Annotated in this window: 19 protein-coding genes; all 19 read left to right on the top strand. The window is 71.5% G+C overall.

Annotation, left to right across the window (positions count from 1 at the left end; genetic code table 11):
- The first annotated feature begins 79 nt into the window (after window positions 1-79).
- The 19 genes from BLQ67_RS03235 to BLQ67_RS03145 all read left to right on the top strand — a co-directional run bounded on the left by BLQ67_RS03235 (window position 80) and on the right by BLQ67_RS03145 (window position 15,907).
- On the top strand, window positions 80-1,816 hold the full coding sequence (locus BLQ67_RS03235) for a dihydroxyacetone kinase family protein (protein WP_092502396.1): 1,737 nt from the start codon (window positions 80-82) through the stop codon (window positions 1,814-1,816).
- Window positions 1,813-2,271: a ribose-5-phosphate isomerase gene (locus tag BLQ67_RS03230; protein ID WP_092502395.1), complete on the top strand. Its 459-nt coding sequence runs from the start codon at window positions 1,813-1,815 to the stop codon at window positions 2,269-2,271. The genes BLQ67_RS03235 and BLQ67_RS03230 overlap by 4 nt, the downstream gene beginning before the upstream one ends.
- Window positions 2,268-3,038, top strand: a complete 771-nt coding sequence (locus tag BLQ67_RS03225; protein WP_231945146.1) for a triose-phosphate isomerase family protein — start codon at window positions 2,268-2,270, stop codon at window positions 3,036-3,038. Before BLQ67_RS03230 ends, BLQ67_RS03225 begins: the two co-directional genes overlap by 4 nt.
- Window positions 3,035-3,730 carry a GntR family transcriptional regulator gene (locus BLQ67_RS03220; RefSeq protein ID WP_092502393.1) on the top strand — a complete coding sequence of 232 codons (696 nt, stop codon included), beginning with the start codon at window positions 3,035-3,037 and terminating at the stop codon, window positions 3,728-3,730. Before BLQ67_RS03225 ends, BLQ67_RS03220 begins: the two co-directional genes overlap by 4 nt.
- Before the next feature lie 138 nt (window positions 3,731-3,868).
- Window positions 3,869-4,813, top strand: a complete 945-nt coding sequence (locus BLQ67_RS03215; RefSeq protein ID WP_231945145.1) for a sugar phosphate isomerase/epimerase family protein — start codon at window positions 3,869-3,871, stop codon at window positions 4,811-4,813.
- Window positions 4,810-5,784 (top strand): 3-hydroxyacyl-CoA dehydrogenase family protein, encoded by a 975-nt coding sequence (locus BLQ67_RS03210; RefSeq protein WP_092502389.1) that lies wholly within the window; start codon window positions 4,810-4,812, stop codon window positions 5,782-5,784. Before BLQ67_RS03215 ends, BLQ67_RS03210 begins: the two co-directional genes overlap by 4 nt.
- Window positions 5,781-6,548: an SDR family NAD(P)-dependent oxidoreductase gene (locus BLQ67_RS03205; protein WP_092502387.1), complete on the top strand. Its 768-nt coding sequence runs from the start codon at window positions 5,781-5,783 to the stop codon at window positions 6,546-6,548. The genes BLQ67_RS03210 and BLQ67_RS03205 overlap by 4 nt, the downstream gene beginning before the upstream one ends.
- 155 nt (window positions 6,549-6,703) lie before the next feature.
- The gene (locus tag BLQ67_RS03200) at window positions 6,704-8,068 is read left to right on the top strand and encodes an MFS transporter (protein ID WP_092502386.1); all 1,365 of its coding nucleotides are present in this window, start codon (window positions 6,704-6,706) and stop codon (window positions 8,066-8,068) included.
- A 154-nt stretch (window positions 8,069-8,222) separates the two neighbouring features.
- Complete coding sequence (glpX, locus tag BLQ67_RS03195; protein ID WP_231945144.1) at window positions 8,223-9,221, top strand: class II fructose-bisphosphatase; 999 nt, start codon at window positions 8,223-8,225, stop codon at window positions 9,219-9,221.
- A gap of 255 nt (window positions 9,222-9,476) precedes the next feature.
- Window positions 9,477-10,157, top strand: a complete 681-nt coding sequence (locus BLQ67_RS03190; RefSeq protein WP_092502384.1) for a SipW-dependent-type signal peptide-containing protein — start codon at window positions 9,477-9,479, stop codon at window positions 10,155-10,157.
- 16 nt (window positions 10,158-10,173) lie between these two features.
- Window positions 10,174-10,818 carry a SipW-dependent-type signal peptide-containing protein gene (locus BLQ67_RS03185; RefSeq protein WP_092502382.1) on the top strand — a complete coding sequence of 215 codons (645 nt, stop codon included), beginning with the start codon at window positions 10,174-10,176 and terminating at the stop codon, window positions 10,816-10,818.
- Complete coding sequence (locus BLQ67_RS03180; RefSeq protein WP_157674639.1) at window positions 10,788-11,429, top strand: hypothetical protein; 642 nt, start codon at window positions 10,788-10,790, stop codon at window positions 11,427-11,429. Before BLQ67_RS03185 ends, BLQ67_RS03180 begins: the two co-directional genes overlap by 31 nt.
- Window positions 11,426-11,890: a fibronectin type III domain-containing protein gene (locus BLQ67_RS03175; protein WP_092502379.1), complete on the top strand. Its 465-nt coding sequence runs from the start codon at window positions 11,426-11,428 to the stop codon at window positions 11,888-11,890. Before BLQ67_RS03180 ends, BLQ67_RS03175 begins: the two co-directional genes overlap by 4 nt.
- Before the next feature lie 42 nt (window positions 11,891-11,932).
- Window positions 11,933-12,826 carry a signal peptidase I gene (locus tag BLQ67_RS16790; protein WP_231945143.1) on the top strand — a complete coding sequence of 298 codons (894 nt, stop codon included), beginning with the start codon at window positions 11,933-11,935 and terminating at the stop codon, window positions 12,824-12,826.
- Between the two features lie 179 nt (window positions 12,827-13,005).
- A complete protein-coding gene (locus BLQ67_RS03165; protein WP_092502377.1) occupies window positions 13,006-13,686 on the top strand; it encodes a SipW-dependent-type signal peptide-containing protein in 681 nt (226 codons plus the stop codon).
- A 22-nt stretch (window positions 13,687-13,708) separates the two neighbouring features.
- Window positions 13,709-14,347 (top strand): SipW-dependent-type signal peptide-containing protein, encoded by a 639-nt coding sequence (locus tag BLQ67_RS03160; RefSeq protein ID WP_092502375.1) that lies wholly within the window; start codon window positions 13,709-13,711, stop codon window positions 14,345-14,347.
- Window positions 14,317-14,964: an LPXTG cell wall anchor domain-containing protein gene (locus BLQ67_RS03155; protein WP_092502373.1), complete on the top strand. Its 648-nt coding sequence runs from the start codon at window positions 14,317-14,319 to the stop codon at window positions 14,962-14,964. Before BLQ67_RS03160 ends, BLQ67_RS03155 begins: the two co-directional genes overlap by 31 nt.
- Window positions 14,961-15,431 carry a hypothetical protein gene (locus BLQ67_RS03150; protein WP_092502371.1) on the top strand — a complete coding sequence of 157 codons (471 nt, stop codon included), beginning with the start codon at window positions 14,961-14,963 and terminating at the stop codon, window positions 15,429-15,431. Before BLQ67_RS03155 ends, BLQ67_RS03150 begins: the two co-directional genes overlap by 4 nt.
- Before the next feature lie 104 nt (window positions 15,432-15,535).
- Entirely contained in the window at window positions 15,536-15,907 is a 372-nt protein-coding gene (locus BLQ67_RS03145) for a fibronectin type III domain-containing protein (protein ID WP_157674638.1), read from the top strand.
- The last annotated feature ends 19 nt before the right edge of the window (window positions 15,908-15,926 follow it).

The raw sequence follows: 15,926 nt of genomic DNA, 5'->3' as shown, positions 1-15,926 counted from the left end.
CGCGTGCTGCCGACAGCGACAGGTTGCATGCACTTGTCCTATAGGGTTGCCGCGTCGCATCGAACCGAAAGGGGACGCGATGACGCGTCTGTTCAACGAGCCGTCGGCGTTCGCCGACGAGATGATCGAGGGCTTCGCGGCCGCATCCGCACGGTGGGTCACCGCCGTGCCCGGTGGTGTCGTGCGCTCCACGCGGGCAGCGGAGGACACGGTGGCCCTCGTGATCGGTGGTGGCAGTGGCCACTACCCCGCGTTCGGAGGCCTCGTCGGCCCCGGCATCGCGCACGGCGCGGCGATGGGCAACCTGTTCGCGTCGCCGTCGACGCAGCAGGTGTACTCGATCGCCAAGACCGCCGACCAGGGCAAGGGCGTGCTGCTCTGCTACGGCAACTACGCCGGCGACGTGCTGAACTTCACGGAGGCGCAGGAGCGGCTGAAGGCCGAGGGCCACGACGTCCGCACGGTGCTCGGCGTCGACGACATCTGGAGCGCACCGGTCGACCGGATGCAGGACCGGCGTGGCATCGCGGGCATGCTGGCGCTGTTCAAGGTCGCAGGCGCGGCTGCCGAGCGCGGCGACTCGCTCGACGACGTCGAGCGCCTCGCCAAGCACGTCATGACTCGCACGCGCACGTTCGGCGTCGCCTTCGGCGGCTGCACGTTCCCGGGCGCCGACGCTCCGCTCTTCACCGTGCCGGAGGGCCGCATGGCCGTCGGGCTCGGCATCCACGGCGAGCCCGGCATCGACGAGGTCGACATGCCCACGGCAGACGGGCTCGCCGAGCTCTTCGTGTCACGCCTGCTCGACGAGGTGCCGGAGGGCGTCTCGGTCGACGGTGCTCGCGTCGTGCCGATCCTCAACGGCCTCGGCTCGGTGAAGTACGAGGAGCTGTTCGTGCTCTACCGCACCGTGCACCGGCTGCTCGAGGCGCGTGGCCTCGTGGTCGTCGAGCCCGACGTGGGCGAGATGTGCACGTCGCTCGACATGGCGGGCTGCTCGCTGACGCTGCTGTGGCTCGACGACGAGCTCGAGGAGCTGTGGGCTGCTCCCGCCGACTCGCCTGCATACCGCAAGGGCTCCGTCGCTCCCCAGGAGCGTGCCGAGATCGTCGTCGCCGGTGCAGCCGTCGAGGACATCCCCGAGGCATCCGACGCATCGAAGGCCGTCGCCGCCACCATCGGCTCGGCGTTCGTCGAGATCGCGAACGCGATCGACGGCGCTGCCGACGAGCTCGGCCATCTCGACGCCGTCGCCGGCGACGGCGATCACGGCATCGGCATGCAGCGCGGCGTGCACGCAGGCCGCGACGCGGCGCTCGCCGCCGTCGAGGCCGGCGCGGGTGCCGAGACGACGCTGCGTCACGCCGCCGAGGCGTGGGGCGACCGTGCCGGTGGCACGTCGGGCGTCATCTGGGCGACGATCCTGCGCTCGCTCGCGGGCGCGCTCGGCGACGCTGCCGACGTCTCGCGCGTCGAGATCTCGGCAGGCGTGGACGCGGCACGCGACGCCGTCACGTCGTTCGGCAAGGCCAAGGTCGGCGACAAGACCATGATCGACGCGATCGTGCCGTTCGCCGACGAGCTGCGCGAGCGCATCGCCGCAGGCGACTCGCTCGTCGAGGCCTGGTCGCACGCGTCCGGCGTCGCCGAGGAGGCCGCGCAGGAGACCGCTGCCCTCAAGGCGACGCTCGGCCGCGCCAAGTCGCATGGCGACAAGTCGATCGGCACGCCCGACCCGGGCGCCGTGTCGTTCGCGCTCATCTGCACGACCGTCTCGGACGTGCTCGCACAGGACCTCGAGGAGGACAGCAAGTGACGCTTCGGCTCATCATCGGATCGGACAAGGCCGGCTACGACTACAAGGAGATCGTCAAGGTCGACCTGGAGTCCAACGACCTGGTCGCGAGCGTCGTCGACGTGGGCGTCTCGTCGGACGCCGACGCCACGAGCTACCCGAACGTCGCGATCGAGGCCGCCGAGCGCATCGCGCGCGGCGAGGCCGACCGCGCGATCCTGTTCTGCGGCACGGGCCTCGGCGTCGCCATCTCGGCCAACAAGGTCAAGGGCATCCGCGCCGTCACCGCGCACGACTCGTTCTCGGTCGAGCGCTCGATCCTGTCGAACGACGCGCAGGTGCTGTGCATGGGCCAGCGCGTCGTGGGCATCGAGCTCGCGCGTCGCCTCGCGAAGGAGTGGCTGACGTACACGTTCGACCCCACGAGCCACTCGCAGGCGAACGTCGACGACATCTGCGCCTACGAAGGCAGGTGACCGTGGCGAGGTTCGTCATCGGCTCGAGCCTCAAGATGTACTTCGGCAAGGCGGCGACCGAGCGCTGGACGCGCGACGTCGCCGCCATCTGCCGCGTGCATGAGGCCGTCGCCTCGGGCGTCGTCGAGCCGTTCGTCATCCCGACCTTCCCGTCGATCCCCGCCGTCGTCGACATCGCCGCACCCGCGGGGATGACGGTCGGCGCGCAGGACGTGCACTGGGAGCCGTCAGGCGCCTTCACCGGCGAGGTCGGCGCGCCCGAGCTCGTCGAGCACGGCGTGCGGATGGTCGAGATCGGCCACGCCGAGCGTCGCGCGATGTTCGGCGAGACCGACGAGACCGTGGCCCGCAAGGTCGCCGCGTCGCTCGACGCGGGCCTCGCGCCCGTGCTGTGCATCGGCGAGCTCGTGCACGGCGACCCGTCGAGCGCTGCCGCCGCGTGCGTGCAGCAGCTCGAGGCGTCGCTGCGCCTCGCGCGCGAGCGCGGCGTCGGCGGTCGCCTCGTGGTGGCGTACGAGCCCGTGTGGGCGATCGGCGCGCCCGAGCCCGCGGGGGAGTCGCACATCCGCGGCGTCACGAGCGTGCTGCGCGACCATCTCGCCGGCGACGCGCTGCTGCCCGGCGCGCAGGTCATCTACGGCGGCTCCGCCGGACCCGGCCTGCTGCCGCGCATCGCGCCCGACGTCGACGGCATGTTCCTCGGCCGCTTCGCGCACGACCCGGTCGCGTTCGGCGCGATCCTCGACGAGGCGCTGGCCGCCGCATGAGCGAGGGCGGTCGTCACCTGGACGTGCAGCGCAGGGCGCTGCGCGACCAGGTGCACGACCGCATCCTCGCCGACCTCCTCGACGGCACGGTGCAGCCGGGGGAGCGGCTCTCGATCGACACGCTCGCCCGCGAGCTGGCCGTCTCGCCGACGCCGGTGCGCGAGGCGCTCGTGCAGCTCGAGCGCACGGGCCTCGTGACGCGCGAGGCGCTCAAGGGGTATCGCGTCGCACCTCCGCTCGACCGCGAGCAGCTCGCGGAGCTCTTCGAGGCACGTCTCATGCTCGAGGAACGGGCGGCGACGCTCGCCGCGCCGCGTGCGAGCGAGCTGCTGCCGGCGCTGAGGGCTGCGCACGAGGTCCACGAGGCTGCGAGCCACGACGTCGTGCACGCGCACGCAGTCGGCGAGGTGCCGCTCGAGGTCACCCAGCGGTACTTCGAGGCCGACGGCGCGTTCCACGCCGTGATCCTCGAGCACGCGGGCAACCGCTACGTGCACGAGATGCACGCATCGCTCGGCGCGTTGACGCATCGGCTGCGACAGGCCGCGCTGCGCGGACCCAGCGACGTCATCGAGGCGATCGCCGAGCACCGCGCGATCCTCGACGCCTTCGCGTCGCAGCCGGATGCCGCGGGCGATCGCATGCGCGACCACATCGCGAACGTCCGAGATCGTTCGCTCTCCGGGCGCTGACCCGTCCCGCCCACGCCGCGAGCCTCGTGCTCGCGGCGTTCGTCGTGCGTGCCGGGGATGCGTGCGAGTCGGGGCTTGACGCGTTTCATAGATCCTATAGGATTCTTGCAGCCCGACCCCGAGCGATGGAGCCCACCGGTGCCGACGACGACGTCCCCCTTCACGGCCGAGACCTGGCCGATCGCGACCTGCCTGCACGGCATCCCCACCGTCGGGCGCGACGGCGTCGCGCTCCACGACGCGAGCAGCGAGACCTGGGACGACATGCTGGCGCAAGTGCAGGACGTCGGCTTCTCGATGATCGAGCTGGCCGACAGCCACATCCGCCCCGCCGATCTCGAGCCGAGCCGACGCGACGAGCTGCTGTCGATCGCCGCCGCGCGCGGCATCCGCATCCCGAGCGTGCACCTCCAGCGGCAGAGCGTCATCATGCCCGGGCACGAGGAGCGCAACCTCGCGTACGCGCACCGGACGATCGACGCCGCTGCCGAGTGGGGCATGCAGGTCTTCTCGACGGGACTGCACCAGCCGTTCTCCGAGGCGCAGCGCCGCGCGCTCTGGTTCTGGACCGCCGAGGGTCCGAAGGATCCCGACGACCCGGAGGTCTGGGACGCGGCCGTGACGCGCCTGCGCGAGCTCGGTCGGCACGCTGCCGACGTCGGGCTGCGCATGTCGCTCGAGATGTACGAGGACACCTACCTCGGCACCGCGGACTCCGCCGTGCGACTCGTCGAGGAGATCGGCCTCGACAACGTCGGCCTCAACCCCGACATCGCGAACCTCATCCGGCTCCATCGCCCCATCGAGGACTGGCGCGAGATGCACGCGAAGACCCTGCCCTACGCCAACTACTGGCACGTGAAGAACTACACGCGCGACGAGTCCGCAGACGGCTCGTGGGCGACGAGCGTGCCCTGCTCGATGGAGGCCGGCCTCATCAACTACCGCGAGGTCGTGCGCGATGCGCTCGCGCTCGGCTTCGACGGCATCTTCCTCATGGAGCACTACGGCGGCGACAGCCTCGGCAACTGCTCCACGAACCAGCGCTACCTGCGCTCGCTCCTCCCGAAGGGACTCGCATGACCACGTACGACATCGCCGTCGTCGGCTCCGGCTACATGGGCGGCGGCATCGCCCAGGTGCTCGCGCTCGCCGGCCACCGAGTGCGGATCGCCGACGTCTCGGCCGAGATCGCGCAAGCGAACCTCGCCCGCCTGCTCGGCGAGACCGAGCAGTTCGTCGTCGATGGGCTCTTCCCCGCCGATGCGGTCGAGCGCATCCGCAGGAACCTCACGGCGGCAGCCTCCATCGAGGAGGCCGTCGCCGGCGCGGCATTCATCGAGGAGGCGGTGCCCGAGCGGATCGAGATCAAGCACGAGACGCTGCGCCGCATCTCGGCGGCCGCGCGCCCCGACGCCATCATCGGCTCCAACACGTCGACGATCCTCATCGGGTCGCTCGCCGAGGCGGTCGAGCGTCCCGAGCGCTTCCTCGGCGTGCACTTCTCGAACCCGGCGCCGTTCATCCCGGGCGTCGAGCTCATCTCGCACGACGCGACCGACCCGGCGGCGGTCGACGTCGTCGAGGCGATCGTCGCCTCCACGGGCAAGCAGTCGGCGCGCATCGGCGACGCGACGGGCTTCGTGCTCAACCGGCTGCAGTACGCCCTGTTTCATGAGGCGACGCAGCTCGTCGAGGAGGGCGTCGCGACGCCGACGGACATCGACACGATCGTGCGCACGACGTTCGGGTTCCGCCTGCCGTTCTTCGGGCCGTTCGCGATCGCCGACATGGCGGGACTCGACGTGTACGCGTTCTGCTACGCGTCGCTGCAGACGCGCTGGCCCGAGCGGTTCGCCACCCCGGCATCGCTGGCCGAGCACGTCGACGCCGGACGCTTCGGCACGAAGACGGGTGCCGGCTACCTCGACGTGCCGGCCGACCGCACGCCCGAGCTCGTCGCCTACCGCAACAAGGCCTACGTCGCGATGCAGCGACTGCTCGACGAGCTCGGGCCAGCCCCGATCGCGACGAGCGAGGGGAGCCGCGCATGACCGCGTTCCCGGCCGACCGCACCGTCATCCTCACGGGAGCCGCGTCGCCGCGCGGCATCGGACGCGCGACGGCCCACTTCCTCGCGGAGCGCGGATGGCACGTGGGCATCGTCGACCTCGACGACGCCGCGGCCAAGGCGGTCGCGACCGAGATCGCCGCAGAGCACGGCGTGCAGGCGGCGGGCGCGGGCGCGAACGTCGCCGACGCTCGGCAGGTGCGTGCCGCGATCGACGGGCTCGAGGCGGCGCTGCCGCAGCTCGTCGCGCTCGTGAACCTCGCCGGGGTCTCGAGCCCCGTCCCCTACCTCGACGTGACCGACGACGAGTGGCGACGCGTGCTGTCGATCAACCTCGACGGCGTGCACCACGCGACGCGGCGTGCGGTCGAGTCGATGGTCGAGCATGGCGTCGGCCGTGTCGTGAGCCTCGCGTCGGTGTCGGCGCAGCGCGGCGGGGGCACGTTCTCGAAGACCGCCTACTCGGCCGCGAAGGCAGGCGTCATCGGCTTCTCGCGCTCGGTCGCGCGCGAGCTCGGACCGCGCGGGGTGACGGTGAACGTCGTCTCGCCGGGACCCATCGACACCGACATCATGGGCGGCACGCTCACCGACGATCGCAAGGCGGCCATGGCGGCCGACGGCGTCCTGCCACGCATCGGCACGCCGCGCGACATCGCGGCAGCCATCCACTACCTGATCTCCGAGGACGCCGGATTCGTGACGGGGCAGACCCTGAACGTCGACGGCGGCCTCTACATGCACTAGGAGCGCACATGGCCACCTGGTCGAAGTCCCGCAAGGCATTCCTGCTGCTCGGCATCGCACTCGTCGTGCTCGCCGGCATCTTCCTCGTCACGTCCCTCTAGCCCTGCCCCCACCACCCCGAGGCGGCTCGCCGCCGGTCCGCAAAGGAGCGCACCATGTCCGATCTCGCGAAGGCGATCGACTCGACGGCCGACGCGCCGGCGCTGTCGTCCGCCATCAAGAAGGCAGCACGGCACCTCATGCCGATGCTGATCATCCTGTACTTCGTCGCCTTCCTCGACCGCACGAACGTCGGCTTCGCCGAGGAGGCCCTCGAGATGGATCGCGGCATCTCTGCTGCGGCCTTCGCCTTCGGCGCCGGCGTGTTCTTCATCGGCTACGCGATCTTCGAGATCCCGTCGAACCTGCTGCTCAAGCGGTTCGGCGCCCGCTTCTGGCTCGCGCGCATCGCGATCACGTGGGGCATCGTCGCGTCGGCGTTCGCCTTCACCACGAACGACACGATGTTCATCGTCCTGCGCTTCCTGCTGGGCGTGACCGAGGCGGGGCTCTTCCCCGGCGTGATCATGTTCCTGGCGGAGTGGTTCCCCAACAAGGTGCGCGTGCAGATGTTCGCGCTCTTCTACCTCGCGCAGCCGTTCTCCCAGATGCTCGGCGCGCCCCTGTCAGGCGGGCTCATCTCGTTCGGGGACCAGGTCACCCCGTGGCACGGCTGGCAGGTGATGTTCTTCGTCGAGGGACTGATGGCCGTCATCGCCGGCATCGCCGCGCTCTTCTTCCTGACGAACTCGCCGCAGCAGGCGAAGTGGCTCGACGACGACGAGAAGGGCGCATTGACACGGGCCATGGCAGCGGAGGACGAGGTGCGAAGCGCCGACGGCCCGACCGGCATCTGGAAGGCGATGGCCAGCTGGAAGGTCTGGTACTTCACGATCATCTACTTCTGCCTGCAGATCGCCGTCTACGGCACGACCTTCTACCTCCCGCAGCAGGTCGCTGGGCTGCTGGGGCAGTCGGTCGGGTGGCAGGTGGGCCTCGTGTCGGCCATCCCGTGGCTCGTCGGCCTCTTCGCCTGCTATCTCTTCGGCCGTCGAGCCACGACGGTCATCAGGCGCCGCCGCTACGGCACCCTCTTCTTCGTGCTCACGGGCGTCTTCATCCTCGGCTCCGCGCTCGCGGGGGCCATGCAGCAGCCGATCATCGGCATCCTGTGCATCACGATCGCCGTAGCGAGCTTCCTCTCGGTCGGACCCATCACATGGTCGTTCCCGACGGCGTTCCTGACCGGCGCGGCAGCGGCGGCCGGCATCGGCCTCATCAACTCGCTCGGCAACCTCGGCGGCTTCGTCGCGCCGATCATGCGCACCGCCGTGAACGAGGCGGCGCCGACCGACAGCGGCGCGTGGGGCGTCGTCTCGCTCGGCGTGTTCGCGTTCGTCGCCGCCGCGATGTTCGCTGCCACGAGGTTCTTCCGCGCGAAGTCCGACGCACTCCTCGAGGAGTCGGCGCCGCAGCACTGAGCCGAGGCGCTCGCGCCTCCCCAGACCTCGACGCCGAGCGGGTCCAGCGACACCGCGCTCGGCGTCGAGCCCTGCCCGCGGCGGGTGCGAGCGCGCGCACCCCGATAGCCTGGACGCAGCTGGCCCCTGCCACCCCTGCCGAAGGAGCCACACGATGGCCGAGACCGTCTTCCAGCATCCCGATCGCAACCTCGCGATGGAGCTCGTCCGCGCGACGGAGGCCGCCGCCATCCGCGCCGTCCCCTTCATCGGTCGCGGCGACAAGAACGCCGCCGACAAGGCCGCCGTCGACGCCATGCGCACCTTCCTCGGCACCGTCGCGTTCGACGGCGTCGTCGTGATCGGCGAGGGCGAGAAGGACGAGGCGCCCATGCTGTTCAACGGCGAGCACGTCGGCAACGGTCGCGGCCCGTCGTGCGACATCGCGGTCGATCCCATCGACGGCACGTCGCTCACGGCCGCCGGCCGTCAGAACGCGCTGAGCGTCATCGCCGTCGCCGACCGCGGCACGATGTACGACCCCGTCGACGCGTTCTACATGGACAAGCTCGTCTGCGGCCCCGAGGGCAAGGGCGTCGTGTCGCTCGCGCAGTCGATGGGCGACAACATCCGCGAGCTCGCGAGGGCCAAGGGCAAGGACGTCGCCGACATGGTCGTCGCCGTGCTCGACCGCCCGCGCCACGCGGCGCTCATCGATGAGATCCGCGCCGCGGGCGCCGGCACGCGGCTGCTGCTCGACGGCGACGTCGCCGGCGGCATCAACGCCGCACGATGGGAGTCGCGCATCGACCTGTGCGTCGGCACGGGCGGCACGCCCGAGGGCGTCATCACGGCGTGCGCAGTCAAGGCGCTCGACGGCGTCGTCGAGGGTCGTCTCAACCCGCAGTCCGCCGACGAGCACGCGAAGGTGCTCGCCGCAGGGCACGACCTCGACCGCATCCTCACGGTCGACGAGCTGGTGACGAGCGACAACACGTACTTCGTCGCGACGGGCGTCACCGACGGCGGCCTGCTCGACGGCGTGCGTCGCAAGGGTCCGCTGATCCGCACCGAGTCGCTCGTGCTGCGCTCGAAGACCGGCACCGCCCGCCGCGTCATCGCCGAGCACCTCGCGTCGAAGTGGCTCGACCGCGACGCCGAGCGCGCGGGCTGACGCTCCAGATACCTCGATCGTCGTACGACCCCCGGCACGCTCTGGCGCGCCGGGGGTCGCGCCATCACTGGGATCTCTGGAATCTCGCGCACGCATCGTGCAGTGTGGGGGACAGATCGCAGCATGTGAGCGATCCGTCTCGCTCGACCGCACCGAACACGCGCAACGGCTCGATCCCGTGCACCGTCGTTGCGGCGATGGGGGACGGCTGCGCGCAGATGCGTCGATCCTTCCTTCCCCCGAACAGGAGCCCGAATGCCCACCATCGACACCGGGGCAGCGACCCCGACCGAGGCCACGGCCTCGAAGCGCCGTTCGCGCAGCCGCAAGATCCGCGCCGTCCTCGCCGGAGGCCTCGTGCTCGGCATCGGCGCGGCCATCACGCTCGCGGCCTGGACCGACAACGAGTACGCGACCGGCACCTTCACCGCCGGCACGTTCAACATGCAGGGCTCCACGACCTCGGCGACGACCGGCTTCTCGGACCACACGTCGGCGGCGGGCGCCGCGGCGCTCACGTTCACGGCGCCGTTCAACAACCTCTCGCCCGGCCAGGTCGTGTACTCGCCGTTCTGGGTGCGCCTCGCGGCGAACACCACGAGCGCCGCGACGCTCGACCTCGTCGCGCTCACCTCGACCGACACGGCGCCGGGCACGAACTCGGCGAACCTGTCGTACACGGTCTACGCCATCGGGGCCACGGCGGCGTGCGACGCGACCGTGACCTCGGGCACGCCCGTCGTCATGGGCACGGCCACGACGCTCGCGCCGAACGCCAACGTCGCCGGCGCGACGCCGAACCTGCCCAACGGCTCGCCCGTCACGGCAGCCGGCACCGCGACGCAGCTCTGCTTCGTCGTCACGGCGGGCTCGGGCCTCACGCAGGGCGGCTCGACGACCGCGACCTGGCAGTTCACGGCGACCTCGACGATCTAGTCGAACGCATCCGGGCATGGGAAGGCACGCAGCACCGCGTCGCACCCGCGCGAGCCGTTGGCTCGTGCGGGTGCGCGCCGTGCTCGCGGGCGGCCTCGTGCTCGGCATCGGCACCACCGCGACGCTCGCGGCCTGGAACGACTCGGAGTACGCGACCGCCACGGTGACCGCGAGCCGCTTCGGCATCGAGGGCAACATCAACGCCACGGGCTTCACCGACCACGCGACGAGCCCCGGGCCCACGCTGACGTTCAGCCCCGTCACGTCGCAGATGTCGCCGAACACCGTCTCGTTCTCGTCGCTCGTCATCCGCACGACCGCGACGACGAACATCGGCGGATCCCTCGTCATGTCGACGTCGTCGGCACCCTCCGACGCGACGCTCGCCGCCCAGCTGCAGTACGCGGTGCGCGTCGTCACCGCCGGCACGACCTGCAACCAGGCCGTCTTCGACGCGGCGTCGACCGCGGCGAACATCATCGTGCCCAACGGCACGACCCTCACGACCGCCGTGCCCGCCAACACGCAGTCCCTCACGGCCGCGGCCGGCAACACGGTCACGTACTGCGTGCGGCTCTCGATGCCTTCGACGGCGCCGAGCAGCGTGCAGGGACTCACGACGAACGTCACGTGGCAGTGGCTCGGCACCTCGTCGGCGTGATGCCGCGCGCCGCGACCGCGGCCGCCCTCGCGCTCGCGCTCTCGCTCGGGGTGCCCGCGGCCGCCCACGCCGCTCCCGCGCGCACGATCATCCAGGGCGACGTGCTGCGCCTCGAGTCGGTGCAGGACGTCGAGGCCATGGCGGCGATGGTGCCGGGCGTGCCCGTCTCGTGGGACGTGGGCGTGAGCGCCTCGCGGGCCGACGGCGACATCGCGCTGCAGCTCGAGGTCGACGCGACCGACGAGGCGTTCTCGACCGTCATCGCGTCGTGCGCCGTCGCATGGGATGCCGATGGATGCGCCACCGGCGAGGCCATCCTCGCCGAGGCACCGCTCGACGACGGCGTCGTCGTGCTCGGCGAGCAGCCGTCGGGGGAGCAGCGCTGGTACCGCATCGCGGTGGTGCTCGACATCGACCTCGGCGACCACCGCGCCGACCTCGTCTTCCGCGCCACGGGCCTCGGCGACGACGTCGCGAGCGGCGGCGACGTCGGCCTGCCGCCCACGGGCCTCGACGTGCCCGGCCTCGGCATTGGCCTCGCGATCATGGCCGTGGGCGGCGGCATCCTGCTCGCGGCGCTCGCGCGACGTCGCCGCGAGGTGGACGCGTGATCGGGTCGCGGCTGGGCCGCCTCCGCCTCGCGGTGCTCGGGGGCGTCGCCGCGCTCGGTCTCGTCGTCGCCGCCCACCCCGTCGCGGCTGCGTGGAGCGACCCGGAGCTCGCCACGGCGTCGGCGACGGCCGGGACCGTCACGGCACCCGTCGGCACGACGTGCGTGCGGCAGACCAACAACACGCAGGCCGTCTTCAACTGGTCGCAGGCCGCGACCGGACTGACGCGAAGCGGCTACTTCGTCGGTCTCTACGCCGTCGGCGCGACGACGCCGCAGCAGTCGGCCACGATCGCCGCAGACCGAACGTTCGTGACCGTCAGCGCTGGCACGGGCCTCAACGCCAACACGACCTACGAGATCCGGGTGAATGCGACCAGCGGCACGTGGTCGTCGGCCATCATCGTCGGCCGCTTCACGATGGGCACGACGAACGCGACCATCGCGTCATGCACGTGGTGACGACGTGCGCGACGCCGGTCGGTCCAGGGAGGCACGAGTAGCGTGAGGCGGCATGCGGGAGACGCGAGCGGATCGGCGATCGACGCCGAGGGTGCCGCGACGTCTGCCGTGAGCGACGAGCAGCAGCCGCCGCAGCATGCCGCGGGACGCGGACGCCATGCATCGGCGTCGCGCGTCGTCGACGACGGGCTCGACGCCGTCGCGGGCCTCGAGGCGGCCACGGCTCCCGATGCGACGAGCTCGTCGACCGAGTCCGCGAGCGACGTCGCACCGGCGCGAGCGTCCGCTGCGGTCGCGGCACCCGTGGTCGCGGCCGGGGCGCCGCCCGCCGAGCCGCAGAGCCCCGTCGACGCGATCGTCGACGCCGCCGCGCCCGAGTACGTGCCTCGCGCCCGAGGGCGCGGCATCGGGCGCCGGGCTCGCGGCGTCGTGGGCCGCATCCTGCTCGACGTGCTCGCGCTCGCGGGCCTCGCGTGCATCCTGCTCGTCGCCACCTCGTTCCTCTTCAAGATCTCGATCGTCATGTTCGCGACCGGGTCGATGTCGCCGACGATCCCGGCGGGATCCATCGCGTTCGTGCGCGAGATCCCGGCGTCCGAGATCGCCGTGGGCGACGTCGTGACGGTCGACCGCTCGGAGTCCGACCAGCTGCCCGTGACGCACCGTGTGATCGAGATCGTGGATGCGTCGGAGGACACCGTGATCTTCCGCATGCAGGGCGACGACAACGACCAGCCCGACCCCGAGGCGTACGTCGAGACCACCGTGCGGCTCGTCATGTGGTCGATCCCGGGGCTCGCGAACGTCATCGTGCAGTTCCAGAACCCCTTCGTGCTCGGCGGCATCACGCTGGGCGCGACCGTGCTCGTGACGTGGGCGTTCTGGCCGCGCGATCAACGAGCGCAGACCGTCGCGGCGTCGCAGCACGCCGACTGACGTCCCCTCCCCGCGGCAGTCCACGCGGCTGAGCCCACATCCGATGCGCCTCGGCGCATCGAACGTGCGCGCGAACCTGCGAATCGCATGGGCATTGCGGCATGCGCCGTTGACACTTGGGGGACAAGCAAGGACACTTGAAACGTCCTCATGTCTCTTGTCCGGTTCGGAGTCCGCTCATGCATGCCCACGACAGCGCCGCGGAGGTCGCGGCCCCCACCACGATCGACCGCCGCCGTTCGCGGAGTCGCAAGATCCGCGCCGTCCTCGCCGGCGGCCTCGTGCTCGGCATCGGTGCCGCCATCACGCTCGCCGCCTGGACGGACAACGAGTACGCGACCGGCACCTTCACGGCCGGCACGTTCAACATGCAGGGATCGACGACGTCGGCGACCGCCGGCTTCGCCGACCACACGTCGTCGGGCGGCGCGGCTGCGCTGAACTTCACGGCGCCCTTCAACAACCTCTCGCCCGGTCAGGTCGTGTACTCGCCGTTCTGGGTGCGCCTCGCGGCGAACACCACGAGCGCCGCGACGCTCGACCTCGTCGCCGTCACGTCCACCGACACGGCGCCGGGCACGAACTCGGCGAACCTGTCGTACACGGTCTACGCCATCGGGGCCACGGCGGCGTGCGACTCGACCGTCACGACCGGCACCCCTGTCGTGATGGGCACGGCCACGACGCTCGCCTCGAACGCGAACGTCGCGGGCGCGACGCCGAACCTGCCCAACGGCTCGCCGGTGACGGCAGCCGGCACGGCGACGCAGCTCTGCTTCGTGGTCACGGCGGGCACCGGTCTGACCCAGGGCGGTGCGACGACCGCGGTCTGGCAGTTCACGGCGACGTCGACGATCTAGTCGACCTCGTCTCCGATCCGACATGGGCAGGCACGCAGCACAGCGTCGTAGCCGCACGAGCCGTTGGCTCGTGCGGCTGCGCGCCGTGCTCGCGGGCGGCCTCGTGCTCGGCATCGGCACCACCGCGACGCTCGCGGCCTGGAACGACTCGGAGTACGCGACCGCGACCGTGACCGCGAGCCGATTCGGCATCGAGGGCAACATCAACGGCACGGGCTACGCCGAGCACGCGACGAGCCCCGGCCCGACGCTCGTGTTCTCGCCTGTCACGTCGGCGATGTCGCCGAGCACGAGCAGCTACACGACCGTGCTCGTGCGCACGACCGCACTCACCAACATCGGCGGCTCGCTCGTGATGTCGACGTCGTCGGCGCCCTCCGACGCGACGCTCGCCGCGCAGCTCACGTACTCGGTGCGCTCGGTGCCGCTCGGCACGACGTGCGATGCGAACGTCTTCACCAACAGCACCGGCACGCAGATCGTCGCGACGAACACGCCGCTCACGACCGCGGTGCCTGCGAACACGCAGACCCTCTCGACCCTCGGCGCGAATCCGCTGACCTACTGCATCCGCATCTCGATGCTCTCGACGGCCCCCTCGACCGTGCAGGGGCTCACGACCAACGTCACGTGGGCCTGGACCGGGACCTCATCCGCATGATCCGCCGCGCGCTCGTCACGGTCGGCGTCGCCGCCGCGATGATCGTCGGCGTCGCACCCGTCGCGCATGCCGCGCCGTCGCAGACGACGATCCAGGGCGACGTGCTGCGCCTCGTCTCGATCCAGGACCGCGATGCGATGCGTGCGATGGTGCCCGGCGTGCCCACGGCGTGGGACGTGGGCGTGAGCGCCAACCGCGCCGACGGCGACATCACCGTGCGCCTCGAGGTCGACGCCACCGACGACGCCTTCGCTGCGACGGTGCGCTGGTGCGCCGTCGCCTGGACGGCCGACGGGTGCGCGACCGGCGCGACGCTGCTCTCGGATGCGACGCTCGCCGACGGCGCGCTGACGCTCGCCGAGCAGCCCGCGGGGGAGTCGCGGTGGTACCGCATCGAGGTGCGGCTCGTGATCGGCATCGGCGACCACGCCGCGAACCTGGTCTTCCGCGCGCTCGGGATGGGCGACGACGTGGCGAGCGGCGGCGACGTCGAGCTGCCGCGCACGGGCCTCGGGGTGCCCGGCCTCGGCTTCGCGCTCGCGGGTGCTGCCGTCGCGTCGGGCGTGCTCGTCGCCGTCGTCGCGCGCCGGCGTCGCCGCGAGGAGGTGGCGTCGTGATCGGCGGCATGCGCCTCGGCGCCGTGATCGTCGCGCTCGCCGCAGTCGTGGCGCTGCCCGTCGTCGCGTCGACGGAGTCCGTCGAGGCGGCCTGGAGCGATCCCGAGTACGCGACGGCCAGCGCGACGGCGGCGACGGTGGGGGCGCCGACGAAGGGCGCGCAGTGCGTCGTCGGAGGCCTGAGCACCACGGTCACGTACGCGTGGGCGCACGGCGCGGGCACCGCGACGCGCTCCGGCTACGTCTTCGGCATCTACCGCAACAACGTCCTGGTCGGGTCGGAGACGACGCTGCCCGCCACCGACACGTCGCACATCGTCTCGTCGATCCTCGCCGGCTACCTCGCGAACACGCAGTACGAGTTCCGGCTGCAGGCCGTCGCCGGAACCTGGCGCTCCACGGCGATCTCAGGCACGTTCACGACCAACGCGGGTGGCGGCATGGCGTCGTGCACCTGGAATCCCTGAGGCGCATGCTCCGACGTCCGTCCACTCGATCCCGACGGGTTCGACTCGCGATCGTCGCCGCCTCTGCGGTGGTCGCGGGTGCCGTCGCGATCGCCGTCGAGCCGGTGAGCGCAGCGTGGTCGGATCCCGAGTACGCACAGGCGTCGGTGACCGCGGCCCGCGTCGCGCCTGCGGTGCCCGGCACCTGCGCGGGCGGACTGCTGGCCATCACCTTCACGTGGACCGCGCCGGTGAGCGTGAGCCCCGCGCCGACGAGCTACCTCGTCCACGTGCGCGACACGACCGGTGCCATCGTGCAGACCGCGACCCGCACGCCCGCGCAAGGGCTCTCGTACTCGTCGCTCGCGCTGCTCGGCGGCGGCACCGCCTACACGTTCGACGTCACGGCGATGTACGCCAACGGCTGGGGCTCGACGACCATCGTCGGCGATGCGGTCGTCTACGCGCTCGGTGCGACCTGCGCGTGGCGCGCCTGACCGCACGCCGTCGTCGCGC

The organism is Agrococcus jejuensis, assembly GCF_900099705.1.
GTDB lineage: Bacteria > Actinomycetota > Actinomycetes > Actinomycetales > Microbacteriaceae > Agrococcus > Agrococcus jejuensis.
This window is presented reverse-complemented; position numbering and strand designations above follow the sequence as displayed.